This is a genomic window from Lentzea sp. DG1S-22, assembly GCF_036321065.1.
GTDB lineage: Bacteria > Actinomycetota > Actinomycetes > Mycobacteriales > Pseudonocardiaceae > Lentzea > Lentzea jiangxiensis.
In genome coordinates this window covers 664,778-678,632 of sequence record NZ_CP143276.1, presented here as the reverse complement: position 1 = coordinate 678,632, position 13,855 = coordinate 664,778, and the positions used below count along the sequence as shown (strand labels likewise).

Genomic DNA, 13,855 nt, shown 5'->3' with positions numbered 1-13,855 from the left:
GGGCTCAGGCCTCCGGGATTTCCACGACGACGTTGGTGGACTTGATGGACGCGACGGCGACGCTGCCCGCCTCGAGCCCCAGCTCGTCGGCGGCCTCGCGGCTCATCAGCGACACGACGCGGAACGGCCCGGCCTGCATCTCGACCTGCGCCATCACGCCGTCCTTGACGACGCGGGTGACGATCCCCCGCATCCGGTTGCGGGCCGAGGCGGCGACGGTGACGCCGGGTTCGGACGACTCCGTCAGCCGCTGCGCGAACGCCGCGAGCTCCTTGCCGTCGATGGCCTTGCGGCCGTTCTCGAGCGTCGTGGACGTCAGGCGCCCGTTGTCGATCCACCGCCGCACGGTGTCGTCGCTGACGCCGAGCAGCCCGGCGGCCTCACTTATCCGCAGATTCGGCATGAGAACATCCTAGGCTCCGCTTTTGCGGATGCAAGGCCCGGATCGTGGTCGGGGCGAGTTCGGCTTCGCCGTGGCCGCGGACGAGCTGCCCACCACAACGGCGGCCACGACGAAGAGCGGTGCCGCCGGCATCGCACCGGCAGCACCGCTCAACCCGCGCACCTCTACCCGCCGAACCCCGCGAACAGCACGCCGGCCAGGCCGAGACCCACCGCCAGGTTGAACGCGGTCGCGCCGGCGAACACGCCGATCGGCTTCCACCCGGCCTCGCGCAGCGGCGCCACCCGGAACTCCAGGCCGATCGACACGAACGCCAGGATCAGGAACAGCGTGCGCAGGTCGTTGACGGTGGTGATCACCGACCTGTCACCGCCGGACTCCAGGAACACCGTGGCGATGACCGACGCCGCGAGGAACCCGAGCACGAACTTGGGGAAGCGCTCCCACAGCGCCCGGCCGCTCACCTTCGCGTCACCGGTCCGCTCGACCTTCAGCGCGAAGTAGGCGGTCAGCGCCACCGCGACGATGCCGAGCAACGCGTTCTGCGTCGTCTTGACGATCGTGGCGATCTGCAACGCCTCCTCACCGACCAGCGCGCCGGCGGCGCTCACCGCCGCGGTGGTGTCGATGTTGCCGCCGATCCAGGCGCCCGCGACCGCCGGGGACAGCCCGAGGGCGTCGACCAGCAACGGCAGGACGAAGATCGACGGCAGCGCGAAGATGATGACCAGGCTCGCCGTGTACGCGAGCTGTTCGCGCTTGGCCTGCACCGCGCCCGCCGCCGCGATGGCCGCGCTCACGCCGCAGATCGACACGGCCGACGACAGCAGCGCCCGCAGCTTCGAGTCGAGGCCGAGCTCGCCGCCGAGCCACCACGTGAAGCCGAAGACCAGCGCGATGAGCAGGAACGCCTGGGCGATCGCGGGCCCGGCCGCCTTGACGACCACCGCGAAGTTGATCGACGCGCCGAGCAGCACCAGGCCGGTCTTGATGAAGAACTCCGTGCGGAACCCCGCGGCGAGCCTGTCCCGCACCCCCAGGCCGGTCAGCACCGCGTTGCCCAGCAGTCCGAGCAGGATCGCGTAGACCGGGTACTCGACGCTCTTCGCGATGCCGCCGAGCCACGTGCCCTTGGTGAACACCGGGACGTTCTGCTCCAAGTAGCGGGTCAGCGCCGCCAGCACCACGACGACGGCCGCGCCGCCGACCGCCCGGAGCAGCCGAGGACGTTGCCCCGTCTCGACTTCCGCCATCACGGCACCAGCCAGCCGGGCACGACTCGCGCCAGCACCAGGACCAGCAGCACCAGTCCGGCGATCGTCGCCGCCCAGTCCTCGTTCACCGCGAGCCTGCGCTCGCGGCCGACACCCTCTTCCGCGCTCACGCCGCCCCTCCGTCCACTCGTGGTGGCGGCAATGGTCAGAGCAGCGGGGCAGCTGCGGCAAGGGCTCCCGCGATGTGGAACGGCGCACAGCGATCCGCACAACCTACAAAAAGTAGGTACGGTGGTGCCGGTGTCAGAAGCAGTTCAGCCGAGACCGTCGAAGGAGAAGCTTCCATGCCCCGCGTTCTGATCACGGGAGTCCGCGGCAAGACCGGAATCCCGCTCGCCGCTCTGCTCGCGGCCCGCCCCGGCGTCGAGGTCCTGGGCGGGAGCAGCAACCCGTCGTCCGTGACCCTCGGGGGTGTGGTCCCGACGGCGTTCTCGTGGGACGACCCCGGAGGCTGGGACGCCGCGGTCGAGGGCGTCGACGCGGTGTTCCTGGTGCGGCCCGACCGCCCGGACGCCCCGGAGCTCATCTCCTCCCTGCTCACCAGGATTCCCACCACCACGAGGATCGTGCTGCTCTCCGAGCGCGACGTCGACTCGTTCGAACCGGGCGACTGGTCCGTGCGGGCGGAAAGCGCTGTCCGGGAGAGCGGGCACCCGTGGACGTTCCTGCGGCCGAGCTGGTTCATGCAGGTGCTGACCGACGACCGGTTCTACCGCGGCGAGATCACCGAGCACGGGCGGCTGCCGTTCGCCGGGGCGGGCGCGAGCCTGGCGTGGATCGACGCGCGGGACATCGCCGCGGTCGCCGAGTGCGCGCTGCTCGACGAGGGCCACGACGGCCAGGTCTACGAACTGACGGGCCCGGAGTCGCTCACGCTCCCCCAGACCGCCGCGGTGCTCACCGAGGCGCTCGGTCGCCCGATCGCGCACGAGGAGGTCACGGCCGACGAGGCGGTCTCCGGTCTCGAAGGCTTCGAGCGCGAAGAGTTCGTCTGGACGCTCGACCGGGTGCGGGACGGCGTGTTCGCCGGCGTGACGGACGTGGTCGAGAAGGTCACGGGCCGCCCTGCGCGCACCCTCGCCGCCTTCGCCGCGGACCACCGGGCCGACCTGACGCCGTGAAGCGCCTCTCGAAGCAGGAACGCCGCGACCAGCTCCTCGCCACGGCCCGCCGGGTGGTCCGCGAGGAAGGCGCGGACCGGCTGACGCTGGCCCGCCTGTCCGAACGGGCGGGCGTGTCGAAGCCGGTCGTGTACGACCACTTCCCCTCGCGGTCGGCGCTGCTCATCGAGCTGTACCGGACGGTCGACGCCGAACAGGTGCAGGCGCTGCGCACCGAGCTCGCGAGGGGGCGCGACCTGCGGGAGACCGCGGACGTCCTGGCGGTCGCGTACATCCGCTGCTTCCTCGACACGGGCGGCGAGTGGCACGCCATCGGCGCGGCGCTGGAGGGCAGCGCGGAGAAGGTGGCCGTGCACCACGAGCTGCTCGACGGCTACGTGCGGCTGTTCGCGTCGGTGCTGAAGCCGCACTCGTCGCTGTCCCCGGCCGAGCTGAAGCGCCGGTGCATCGGCCTGGTCGGGGCGGGCGAGGCCCTCGGCGCGGCGATGCTGCGCGGGGTCAGCGGTGAGCAGAGGGCCGCGAGGTCGCTGGCGGCGCTGATCGAGGCGGCCTGCCGCTGACGGGCCCTCACCCGCTCGCGCTGCCCTGCGGCTGCGGGCAATCACCACCGGGCGTGGTCAGCAGCTCGAAGTGCCACATCTCGTTGGCGTACGCCTGGCACAGCCCGTAGTCCGCGCCGTGCTGGATCAACCAGTCGGCGGCGTTGGTGGGCCCGATGTCGATCGCCTGTCCCGTCACGTGCCTGGACCTGTCCGGCGGGTGCACCAGCTTCCTGGCCTCCTCCTCGCTGCGGTGGCGGGCGACGGCCTCGTCCAGCAGCCGCTGCTGGTACTCCCTGCTGCGCCAGCCCGACGTCACCTTCAGCTCGACCCCGCGCACCGCCGCGTCGGCGGCGGCCGCCCGTACCGCGACCAGCAGCGCGGGGTCGAGGTTGGCGAGAGCGGCGTGGCCGCTGTCGTCCAGCGAGATGCTCTCGTTCTCCGGGATGCGGCCGTCCTCGGTGGTGCCGATGGGCGAGGGATCCGCTCCGGGTGCGCAGGCCGCCACCGCGAGAACGAACGCGGCCACCGAAACCGTTCGCAGTACCACCGCTGATCTCCCGTGAATGGTGCCGGACTCCGACTCCTCCGACCCTGCCCGGCCGATGTCATCGTCCCGCACGCGGAGTGTGCGAGTTCCGCAACGGATGCCGCCCTCTTGGCCGCACCACCGCGCGGCTCAGGAGCTTCGGGCACACCTTCGGTGTCGTTCGAACCGGCCCCCGGACCGCAAGAGGTGGTTTACCGCGCAAGTACCGCCCGTGGACCGGAGAACGGGCACCCCGGGAACGCACTGCTGCGAGAGGGAGAAGGACTTCCCGGACCAGGAGGAACAATGCTTGAGCGAACAGGCATCGCGGGGAGTTCCCTTCTGCTCGTGGCGGCTCTCCTCATCTGCGCCGCGGTGCCACCGCTGGCCGCGCGGGAAGCCTCTCCCGCAGGGCGCGCACAATCCTTCTGGCTGCACATGAACAGCACCCCGGTCGACGACGCCACCATCGCCGTCGAGGCGAAGCGGCGCGCGCACATCGTGCTCAACGCCTGGGAGGGCGACCTCCTCCGCAAGCTCAAGGCCGTGAACCCGGCGGTGAAGGTCTACGTCTACAAGGACCTCTCCTCCACCCGTTCCTACGCGTGCAAGAACGGCGAGGACGACGAACAGCTGCCCACCGGACTCGGCTACTGCCGGGTTCGCGCCACCCACCCCGAGTGGTTCCTGCGCGGGCCCGACGGCAGGGAGCTGGTCTACTCCGGCTACGAGGGCCACTGGCAGATGGACGTCGGCGATCCCGGCTACCGCAGGGCGTGGGTGAGCGCGGTCGTCGCGAACGCCAAGGCCACGGGGTTCGACGGGGTGTTCCTGGACAACGCCCTCTTCACCTGCGACGCCTACCACCCGGGGACGTGCCCGGCGAAGTACCCGGACCACGCGTCGTTCCAGTGGGCCTACACGGGCATGCTGGCCGAGGTCAGGGCCGGGTTCTCGGCCGCGGGGCTGCTCGCGGTCGGCAACCTCGCCAACGCCCGCCTGCAGCCGGGCGGCTGGGAGACCTACAGCGCCTTCCTCGACGGCGCGTTCGACGAGTGGTGGCTCGCGTTCGCGAGCAACCGGCTGCTGGAGGACTACGCGCAGGGCTGGAGCAAGCAGGTCGCGCAGATCGCCGCCAACGAGGCCGCCGGGAAGATGACGTGGGTGCAGCCGCACTTCGACGTGGGCGACGCGAAGGCGTTCCGGTACGCGGTGGCCGGCATGTTCATGACCACGAACGGCAACACCGCGATCGCCGAGATCGCGAAGACCGACGGCTACGGCGACCCGACGCCGTGGCACGCCGAGTACGACTGGCACCTCGGCCAGCCGGTCGGCGCGTACCGGACCGTGGCGGACAAGGTCTACCGCCGGGACTTCACCTGCGGTGCGGTCGTGGTCAACGCCAACCCGACCGGGAGCCGCGAGGTCGAGGTGCGGCTCCAGCGCCCCCACACCGACCAGGACGGCAAGCAGGTCGAGTCGGTGAAGCTGCCGGGCACGAGCGGCGCGCTGCTGCGTGCGAAGTGCTGACGCACGGGGTATCCGCAGGCGTGGACCGGATCAAGCGTGGGCGCCGTCTTTCGTTTCTCCTCCGAGCTGCCGTCTTCGTCGTGCTGGCCGTGCTCGCGGTCGTGTTCTACGACTCCGCGAGGTGGCTCCTCAGCGCGGCGGTCTCGTTCCTCGGGGCGTGCATCGGCACGGAACTGGTCGAGTGGCGCAAGCGTCGGAATGGGGCCGCCGGTTGACGAACTGCCGCAGTTCCCGCGAAACCGCACAGCGTCGCCGGTGGCACCACCGCCCTCCCGCCGGAGGGCCCGGGGAGCGGAGGAGCCATCAGCGGGTTGAGCGTGCGGGTGCTGGGACCGCTCGAGGTGTGGCGGGACGGCCGCCGCGAAGGCCTGGGCGGGGTCCGTCAACGAGCGCTGCTCGCGCACCTGGCCCTGCACGCGAACACCGGGGTCTCGCTGGACCAGTTCGTGGAGGCGCTGTGGCCGGTCTCCCGGCCGCGGTCGGCGGTGTCGAACGTGCGCACTTACGTCTGGCAGCTGCGCAAGGTCCTCGGCGACCACCTGCGCACCCACGGCACCGGCTACGTGCTGGCCGTGCGGCCGGACGAGCTCGACGCGCTCCAGTTCGACGAACTGGTGGCCGACGCGCGCCGCACGCCCGGTGCCGCGCTGGAGCTGTTGCGGCGGGCGGAGTCGCTGTGGCGCGGCCGGCCGCTGGAGGACCTGCCGGACCACGACGCGTGGGCACCCGCGATCGCCCGGTTGCAGGAGGCGAGGCTCGCCACGACCGAGCAGCGGCTCACGTTGCAGGTGGCGCGGGGTGAGACCACCACCGCGATTCCCGAGCTGCGGACGTTGCTGGCCGAGCACCCGTACCGCGAGAGCGTCTGCGCGCAGCTCGTGGTCGCGTTGCGGCGGGACAACCGGCGGGCCGAGGCGTTGCAGGTCTACTCGGACATGCGCACGCGCCTCGCGGACGATCTCGGCCTGGAACCGGGACCGGCGTTGCGCGAGGCCCAGCTCGCGGTGCTGCGGGAGGAACCCGCGGGCACGCCGATCCGGCAGCTGCCGCCGTCGGTGTCGGACTTCCGCGGCCGGGACGACGAAATCGGCGTGCTGGCTGCGGCGTTGCGGCACGACTCGGTGTCCGCTCCCGTGGCGGCGGTGACCGGACCACCCGGCGTCGGCAAGTCCACGCTCGCGCTCCGGGTGGCCCACCTGGTCGGCGGCCACTTCCCGGACGGTCAGCTCCACGTCGACCTCGCGGGCACCACCGACGAGCCGCGCGATCCGGGCGACGTCATCACGGAGTTGTTGCACGCCTTCGGGATCACCGGTGCCGGGCTGCCGTCGCAGCTCACCGCCCGCGCCGCGCTCTACCGCTCGCGGCTCGCCGGCACGCGCGTGCTGGTGGTGCTCGACGACGCCGCGTCGGTGAGCCAGGTCGTGCCGCTGCTGCCCGCGGGCGCCGGGTGCGCGGTGCTGGTGACGAGCCGCCGCCGGTTGCCGGAGCTGCCCGGCGCGGTGCAGGTGGAGCTGCGGCCGTTCGCCCCGGACGAGGCCATCGCGCTGCTCGCGGGCATAGCGGGCGCGGACCGCGTGCGGGCCCAGCCCGCCGAGGCCGCGGCCGTCGCCCTCGCGTGCGGTCACCTGCCGCTCGCGATCAGGGTGGCGGGCGCACGGCTCGCGGGCCGCGGCGGGTGGTCGATGCAGGTGCTGCGGGAACGGCTGGTGGACGAGTCGACGCGGCTGCGCGAGCTGAGCTCCGGGGAGCTGGCCGTGCGGGCGAGCTTCGACCTCAGCGTCCGGCAGCTCGCCGACCGGGAGCACCGGGCGTTCGTGCGGCTGGCGCTGCTCGGTCCGCACGACTTCCCCGGCTGGGTGGTCGAGACGCTGCTCGGCGAGCCGGACAGCCAGGACGTCCTCGACGAGCTGGTCGACGCGAACCTGCTGGAGTCGTGCGGTGCGGACGGCATCGGCCAGCCCCGCTACCGGCTGCACGACCTGCTGCGCTGCCACGCGCTGGAACTCGCCGGCGCGGCGCCCGACCGCCACAGCGCCCTGGAGCGGACGGTGCGGGCGTGGCTGTGGCTCGCGGTCACGGCGGCGCACCGGCTGCCCGTCACGTTCGGCACGACGATCGCGGCCGTGGACCGGGTGCGCGCGCCGGAGCACCTGCTGGCGCGGCCGGTCGCGTGGTTCGAGGCGGAGCGCAGGACGTTGTGCGGGCTGGTCGACCTCGCGGCCTCCGCCGGGCTCGACGACGTGGCGTGGCAGCTCGCGGCAGCCTGCGTGCCGTTCTTCGACCTGCACAGCCACTACGAGGACTGGGCGAGGACGCACACGAGGGCGTTGCGGTGCGTCCGCGCGGCCGGGAACGCGGCGGGCGAGGCGGCGTTGCTGCGGGGCCTGGCCCAGGTGCACATCTACCGCGACGAGTTCGCGGACGCCGAACGCGACCTGCTCGCCGCGCGGGACCTCTACCGCTCGGCCGGCGACGAGCGCGGCCAGGGCACCGCGGTGGCGGGCCTCGGCGTGGTGCACCGGCTGCGGGCGGAGCACGAGCGGTCGATGGCCCGCTACCGCGAGGCCCTGGCGTTGCTGGAGTCCGCCGGCGACCTACACTCCGTCGCGCACGTGCGGGCGTCGATCGGCGCGGTGCACGGCGCCCTGGGCTCGCTGGAGGAGGCGCGGGCGTGGCTGACCGGTGCCCGGCGGCTCGCCGCGGACCTCGGTGACGCGCACCGGGAGGCGCTCGTGCTGGTCCGGCTCGCGGCGCTGTACCGAGGCACCGGCGAGCACGACGAGGAACTGGTCAGCGCGCGCCGGGCCGTGACGATCCTGATGGACCTCACCGACGAGCGGTGCACGGCGTTCGCCCAGGTCGAGCTGGCCGAGGCGTTGCTGTCGAACGGTCACCCGCGGGCGGCGCACGACCTGGTGTGCCAGGCGCTCGAGACCTACCGCCGCACGGGCAACCGCGAGGGCGAGCCCGCCGCGCTGCGCACGCTGGCGCGCGCGGCGGGCGCACTCGATCAGTTGCTGTTGCCGGGCTTCCAGCCGAGGTAGTTGCGGAAGTAGCCGACCGAGCTCGCGTGGCCGATCCTGCCGCCGACGCTGGTCGACCAGAAGCCGCCGTTGCCGTCCGCGATGCCCACGTGGCCGTACTGGCTCGTGTTCCAGAAGACGAACGCGCCCTTCGGCGGGGTGCCGGTGGTGCGGCGCGTGCCGTCCGACGACCGCCAGTGCGCGATGGCCGACGCGTGGTGCGTGCTGCGGTTCCACGCGAGCCGCACGGCACGCTCGCAGTAGCCCTCGTACGCGGTGCTGCCGCGGCGGTCGGACATCCACCTGATGGCGCCGGCCGCCGTCTGCTGGATCGAGACGTCGCCCTCGGCGACGCTCACGGAGGCCGTGTCCTCGAGCCACGGCTGCGCGACCTCGACGCTCGGGCTGAACACCTCCTGGCCCGCCGCACCGGCCGGCGCCGCCGTGCCGATCAGAGCCGCACCCAGCAGGCCGACGACCGCCGCCGTGATCTTGGTGAACCGCATGACATCCCCTTTTCCGAACGACTGCAACGACTGCACTGCCACGGCAGCGTCCCGGGGCTGCATCCACGGCCGATACATCGCCAATACACGGCGATGACGCATAGACGGCGAAATCGCGGGTAACGCCTTCGTACGTTGCTTGTTCTGAGGAGGATGCAGTTGGCCAGCAAGAAGCCAGGCAAGCTCGTCAAGGCGGCCGTCGAGAAGGCGGTGGACAAGGTCACCGAGATGGTGAACCCGCCGATTCCCGGCGTCCCGAACAGCGAGCCGCCGTCGCTCGACGAGCCGACCGAGCCCCGCGCGCCGCTGCCACCCAAGCCCGACCAGACGGGGCCGGAGACGGTGTCCCCGACGGGTGCGCCGACCGGTGCACCGAAGCTCAGCATGGGGCAGCAGGGCGAGTTCCTCACCACCTCGGCCGGTGCGCGGCTGTACGACACCGACCACTCGCTGAAGGCCGGCGACCGCGGCCCGACGCTGCTGCAGGACCACCACCTGCGCGAAAAGATCATGCACTTCGACCACGAGCGCATCCCCGAGCGCGTGGTGCACGCCCGTGGCTATGGCGCGCACGGCACGTTCGTCGGCTACGGCACCGCCTCGAACGTCTGCAAGGCCGCGTTCCTGGGTGACGGCGTCGAGACGCAGGTGTTCGTGCGGTTCTCGACCGTGCTGGGGTCGCGCGGCTCGGCGGACACCGTGCGCGACACCCGCGGGTTCGCGACGAAGTTCTACACCCAGGAGGGCAACTTCGACCTCGTGGGCAACAACATCCCGGTCTTCTTCATCCAGGACGGGATCAAGTTCCCCGACATCATCCACGCGGGCAAGCCGCACCCGGACCGGGAGATCCCGCAGGCGCAGAGCGCGCACGACACGTTCTGGGACTTCGTCTCGACGCACACCGAGGCCACCCACCACGTCATGTGGAACATGTCCGACCGCGGCATCCCCCGCTCCTACCGGACGATGGAGGGCTTCGGCGTCCACACGTTCCGGTTGGTCAACGCCGAGGGCGAGACCACGCTCGCGAAGTTCCACTGGAAGCCCAAGCTCGGCGTGCACTCCCTGGTGTGGGAGGAGGCGCAGATGATCAACGGCATCGACCCGGACTTCCACCGCCGCGACCTCGCGGACGCCATCGAGTCCGGCGCGCACCCGCAGTGGGAGCTCGGCGTGCAGCTCTTCCCGGACACGCCGCGGCAGACGTTCGAGGGCATCGACCTGCTCGACTCGACGAAGATCGTGCCGGAGGAGCTCGCGCCGGTGCAGCCGATCGGCCTGCTCACGCTCAACCGCAACACGATGAACTTCTTCGCCGAGACCGAGCAGGTCGCGTTCCACCTCGGCAACCTGGTGCCGGGCATCGACGTCACCGACGACCCGCTGTTCCAGTCCCGGCTGTTCTCCTACCTCGACACGCAGCTGACGAGGCTCGCCGGGCCGAACTTCAACCAGATCCCGATCAACCGCCCGCACGTGCCGGTCAACGACATGTTCCGCGACGGCTACCACCAGCACGCGGTGCACGCGGGCGTGGCGCCGTACAAGCCGAACACCCTCGACGGCGGCAACCCGTTCGAGGCCTCGGCCGCGGACCGGCCGTTCGTCGAGGTCGCGCAGCCGTTGCCGAAGGCGGCCAAGGTCCGGCAGTCGCCCGCCTCGTTCTCCGACCACTACACGCAGCCGAGGCTGTTCTGGCTGAGCCTGTCGCCGGTCGAGAAGGAACACCTGGTGCGCGCGTTCACCTTCGAGCTCGGCAAGTGCTACGAGCAGGCGATCAAGGAACGCCAGCTGCGGGTGCTCGCGAACGTCGACCCGACGCTGTGCGCGGAGGTGGCGAAGGGCCTCGGGCTCCCGGCACCGGCGCCGACCGTCCGGCCGAGGAAGGTCGCGCCCAGCCCCGCCCTGTCGCAGGTCGGGAAGACCTGGCCGACCGACGGCCGCATGATCGGCATCGTGGTCGACCCGGCCGACCTCGACGGTGTGCGCACGGTCCGCGAGACGATCCTGGCGGCCGGGATGGTGCCGTTGCTGATCGCGCCGACCGGTGGCCCGATCGGGGACTCCGGCCTGGTGGCGCAGCGCACGTTCCTCACGGCGCGGTCGGTCGAGTTCGACGCCCTGCTGCTCGCGGGCAGCCCGCCGCCCGGTCCGGACGCGGTGCCCGCCCGTGACGCGAAGGCCGGTGCGCCCGGCGGTCTCGTCGACCCGCGCGTCGTCCTGATGGTCCAGGAGTGCTTCCGGCACGCCAAGGCCATCGGCGCGTGGGGTGCCGGCCAGGCCGCGCTGGAGGCCTCCGGGGTCGCGGGTGCGGGCATCGCGGTCGGCGACGACGCGACGAAGGTGCTCGGCGAGGTGGCCGCGCTCCTGGGCGCCCACCGCGTCTGGGAACGCTTCCCCGCCACGATCTCCTGAGGAGCCCGCTCGTGACCGAAGCGCTGACCGAGGAGGACCTCGCCTTCCTCCGCTCGATGTTCGACCTCGCCCGCACCGGCGACACCGCCCGGCTGGCCGAGGCGGTCGACGCGGGGGTGCCGGTGAACCTCACCAACGGCGCGGGCGACTCGCTGCTCGTGCTGGCCGCGTACCACGACCACCCGGACACCGTCGCGGCTCTGCTGGAGCGCGGCGCCGACACCGGGAGGGTCAACGACCGGGGCCAGACGGCACTGGGAGCGGCGGTCTTCCGCCGCTCCCGGCGCAGTGTGGAGCTGCTGCTGGCAGCGGGGGCCGATCCCGCGCTCGGGCCCCGGTCGGCGCTCGACGTGGCGCGGTTCTTCGACCTGTCCGAGATGCTGGAGCTGCTCACCGCGCGCGAGCGCGGCTGAGCGGCCTCAGAAGTGGTCGCCGCTGGTCAGCTCGTGCTCGAACGCGTCGGCACTGGCGACCAGCAGCGCCAGCGGGCGTTCGAACTCCTCGCGCACGCTCAGGTCCTCCAGGGGCACGGTGTGCTTGAGCAGCGCGATGCCGTCGACCACGCCCGCACCGCCGATCAGCGACACACCGGCCAGCTCGAGGAACCGGCGGAGGTCGATCTCCCCGGCCCGGCCGACTGCGGAGGAGATCTCGACCCAGTCCACGCCGGACTCGTGCACGTGGTGCACCGAGACCTGCTGGGTGCGCCCGTTCCCGGTGTCGAGCCGGAACCGCAGCCAGACGTCGGTCTCCTCCAGCACCTCGTACCGCAGCCGAACGTAGTTGACGATCTCGTTCCACGACGTCATGTCGCGTCCCCGCCCCTCTCGCCGCTTCGCTGATCACCACCGTAGTGCCCGCGAGCGCCGGCGGGGGCGCGGCGCACCGCTCGTCAGCCGCGCCCTGCCCGCCTTTCGCGGAAGGCGATCATGTTCATCCGGTTGCCGCAGCGCACGCTGCAGAACCGCTTGAGGCCGTTGCGGGACAGGTCGAGCAGCAGCCCCTCGCAGTCGTCGGCCGCGCAGATCCGCAGGCGGTCCATCTCATCGGTCCTGATCACGTCGATCAGCGCCAGCGCGGCCTCCACGCGGATCCGTTCGGCCAGCGGGGAGGTGGGCTCGGTGGCGTGGATGTGCCAGTCGAGGTCGTCGTGCCGCACGAGGTGAGGGAGCGCCTTGCCGTCGCGGAGCATCTTGTTGACGGCCTCCACGGCGTCGTCGCGGCTGAGCGTCCACACGTGCCTGAGCAGCTCGCGGGTGTCCCGGACCTCGCGCAGCTCGGCCTCGTCGCGGTCGATGCGGCCCGTGTAGGGGAAACGGCCGAGCAGCGCCATGAGCCCGTCGACCGTGGCCAGCTCGTCCTCGCCGCCGCGCGACGCCGTCGGGTGGGTGTTGCACAGGGCTACGACGAAGGCCAGCGACTCCTCCGTGTCAGGGGCAAAACGCAAGTTGACTCCTCACTCGGACGCGCCTAGCGTCAGGGGTGACAGACAGATTAGTCCATGACAGCGTCGAGGCCGGGAGGCAGACCATGGGGATGGCGTCGAAGTCGGCCGGCTTGGTCGCGGCCGCGATCTCGTTCCTCTCGTTCGGCACCTCCGGGGCGTTCGTCAAACCACTGCTGGAGGCGGGCTGGTCGCCGACCGCCGCCGTGACGGCCCGCGCGCTCACCGCGGGGCTCGTGCTGCTGCCGTTCGTCCTGTTCTCGTTGCGCGGCAAGTGGACCGTGCTGTGGCAGGCGCGGTGGCCGGTGCTGGGCATGGGACTGGCCGGCGTGGCGGTCACGCAGGTGCTGTACTTCGCCGCCATCCAGCGGATCCCGGTGGCGACCGCGCTGCTGATCGAGTTCCTCGCGCCGCTGCTGCTGGTCGGGTTCACGTGGGCGGTCAGCAGGAAGACGCCCGCACCCGTGGTGCTGGTCGGCTCGGTGCTCGCGGTCGGCGGTCTCGTGCTCGTGATCGGGCCCGGTGCGATCCGGGCCGTGGACCCGGTCGGCCTCGCCGCCGCGTTCGGTGCCGCCATCGGGTGCGCCGTCTACTTCGTGATCGCCGCACGCCCCAACAACGGCCTTCCCCCGGTCGCGCTCGCCGGTGCGGGCCTGCTGCTGGCCGCGCCCGTGCTGGCGCTGGTCGGCGCGCTGGGCCTGCTGCCGTTCACCGCCACGTTCGACGACCTGCGGCTGCTGGGCACCACCACGGCCTGGTGGGTGCCGCTGCTCGTGGTCGCGGTCGTCGGCACCGCGCTCGCCTACGCGTCCGGCATCACCGCCTCGGGGATCCTCGGCTCGCGGGTGGCGTCGTTCATCGCGCTGCTGGAGGTCGTCTCGGCGTCGCTGTTCGCGTGGGTCCTGCTCGGGGAGGAACTCTCCCCGCTGCAACTCGCCGGTGGTCTGCTGATCCTCGCGGGAATCGCGTCGGTGAGGGCCGAGCGGCCGGAGGTGGAGGAGCCCGCGGTCGCGGTCGGCGCCGCCTGACCCGCACCGCGAAACGACGAAGCGAGGAGATCAC

General features: G+C 72.0%; 15 protein-coding genes. 8 read left to right on the top strand and 7 right to left on the bottom strand.

Annotated elements, in window-relative coordinates:
• Positions 1-4: 4 nt before the first annotated feature.
• The 3 genes from V1227_RS03115 to V1227_RS03105 all read right to left on the bottom strand — a co-directional run bounded on the left by V1227_RS03115 (position 5) and on the right by V1227_RS03105 (position 1,787).
• Positions 5-403 carry a TOBE domain-containing protein gene (locus V1227_RS03115; protein WP_090096368.1) on the bottom strand — a complete coding sequence of 133 codons (399 nt, stop codon included), beginning with the start codon at positions 401-403 and terminating at the stop codon, positions 5-7.
• Positions 404-567: 164 nt separating this feature from the next.
• Entirely contained in the window at positions 568-1,656 is a 1,089-nt protein-coding gene (locus V1227_RS03110; protein WP_329790937.1) for a YeiH family protein, read from the bottom strand.
• The gene (locus V1227_RS03105; protein WP_281199325.1) at positions 1,656-1,787 is read right to left on the bottom strand and encodes a hypothetical protein; all 132 of its coding nucleotides are present in this window, start codon (positions 1,785-1,787) and stop codon (positions 1,656-1,658) included. The genes V1227_RS03110 and V1227_RS03105 overlap by 1 nt, the downstream gene beginning before the upstream one ends.
• Before the next feature lie 174 nt (positions 1,788-1,961).
• Here V1227_RS03105 and V1227_RS03100 point away from each other — a divergent pair, with 174 nt between their 5' ends.
• Both V1227_RS03100 and V1227_RS03095 read left to right on the top strand, forming a co-directional pair.
• Positions 1,962-2,798: an NAD(P)H-binding protein gene (locus V1227_RS03100; RefSeq protein WP_329790936.1), complete on the top strand. Its 837-nt coding sequence runs from the start codon at positions 1,962-1,964 to the stop codon at positions 2,796-2,798.
• Entirely contained in the window at positions 2,795-3,358 is a 564-nt protein-coding gene (locus tag V1227_RS03095; protein ID WP_329790935.1) for a TetR/AcrR family transcriptional regulator, read from the top strand. The genes V1227_RS03100 and V1227_RS03095 overlap by 4 nt, the downstream gene beginning before the upstream one ends.
• Before the next feature lie 7 nt (positions 3,359-3,365).
• On the opposite strand, the gene V1227_RS03090 is transcribed toward V1227_RS03095, so the two are convergent.
• On the bottom strand, positions 3,366-3,866 hold the full coding sequence (locus V1227_RS03090) for a M15 family metallopeptidase (protein WP_329790934.1): 501 nt from the start codon (positions 3,864-3,866) through the stop codon (positions 3,366-3,368).
• Between the two features lie 306 nt (positions 3,867-4,172).
• On the opposite strand from V1227_RS03090, the gene V1227_RS03085 reads away from it, so the two are divergent.
• From V1227_RS03085 to V1227_RS03075, 3 genes are all read left to right on the top strand, one after another.
• Complete coding sequence (locus tag V1227_RS03085; RefSeq protein ID WP_329790933.1) at positions 4,173-5,399, top strand: putative glycoside hydrolase; 1,227 nt, start codon at positions 4,173-4,175, stop codon at positions 5,397-5,399.
• 80 nt (positions 5,400-5,479) lie between these two features.
• Positions 5,480-5,614 carry a hypothetical protein gene (locus V1227_RS03080; protein ID WP_329790932.1) on the top strand — a complete coding sequence of 45 codons (135 nt, stop codon included), beginning with the start codon at positions 5,480-5,482 and terminating at the stop codon, positions 5,612-5,614.
• A 102-nt stretch (positions 5,615-5,716) separates the two neighbouring features.
• The gene (locus V1227_RS03075; RefSeq protein WP_329793947.1) at positions 5,717-8,446 is read left to right on the top strand and encodes an AfsR/SARP family transcriptional regulator; all 2,730 of its coding nucleotides are present in this window, start codon (positions 5,717-5,719) and stop codon (positions 8,444-8,446) included.
• Here V1227_RS03075 and V1227_RS03070 read toward each other — a convergent pair.
• The gene (locus tag V1227_RS03070) at positions 8,413-8,931 is read right to left on the bottom strand and encodes a hypothetical protein (protein ID WP_329790931.1); all 519 of its coding nucleotides are present in this window, start codon (positions 8,929-8,931) and stop codon (positions 8,413-8,415) included. The two genes, V1227_RS03075 and V1227_RS03070, sit on opposite strands and share 34 nt — an antisense overlap.
• 159 nt (positions 8,932-9,090) lie before the next feature.
• On the opposite strand from V1227_RS03070, the gene V1227_RS03065 reads away from it, so the two are divergent.
• Positions 9,091-11,349: a catalase gene (locus V1227_RS03065; protein ID WP_240011330.1), complete on the top strand. Its 2,259-nt coding sequence runs from the start codon at positions 9,091-9,093 to the stop codon at positions 11,347-11,349.
• A gap of 11 nt (positions 11,350-11,360) precedes the next feature.
• Positions 11,361-11,762, top strand: coding sequence for an ankyrin repeat domain-containing protein (locus V1227_RS03060; protein ID WP_329790930.1), 402 nt, complete (start codon positions 11,361-11,363; stop codon positions 11,760-11,762).
• 6 nt (positions 11,763-11,768) lie between these two features.
• Here the strand turns inward: V1227_RS03060 and V1227_RS03055 are convergent, their stop codons facing one another.
• Together V1227_RS03055 and V1227_RS03050 are read right to left on the bottom strand one after the other, a co-directional pair.
• On the bottom strand, positions 11,769-12,158 hold the full coding sequence (locus V1227_RS03055; protein WP_329790929.1) for a hypothetical protein: 390 nt from the start codon (positions 12,156-12,158) through the stop codon (positions 11,769-11,771).
• Positions 12,159-12,241: 83 nt separating this feature from the next.
• Positions 12,242-12,796, bottom strand: a complete 555-nt coding sequence (locus tag V1227_RS03050) for a CGNR zinc finger domain-containing protein (protein ID WP_329790928.1) — start codon at positions 12,794-12,796, stop codon at positions 12,242-12,244.
• Positions 12,797-12,879: 83 nt separating this feature from the next.
• Between V1227_RS03050 and V1227_RS03045 the strand changes: the two genes are divergently transcribed.
• The gene (locus tag V1227_RS03045; RefSeq protein ID WP_329790927.1) at positions 12,880-13,821 is read left to right on the top strand and encodes an EamA family transporter; all 942 of its coding nucleotides are present in this window, start codon (positions 12,880-12,882) and stop codon (positions 13,819-13,821) included.
• The last annotated feature ends 34 nt before the right edge of the window (positions 13,822-13,855 follow it).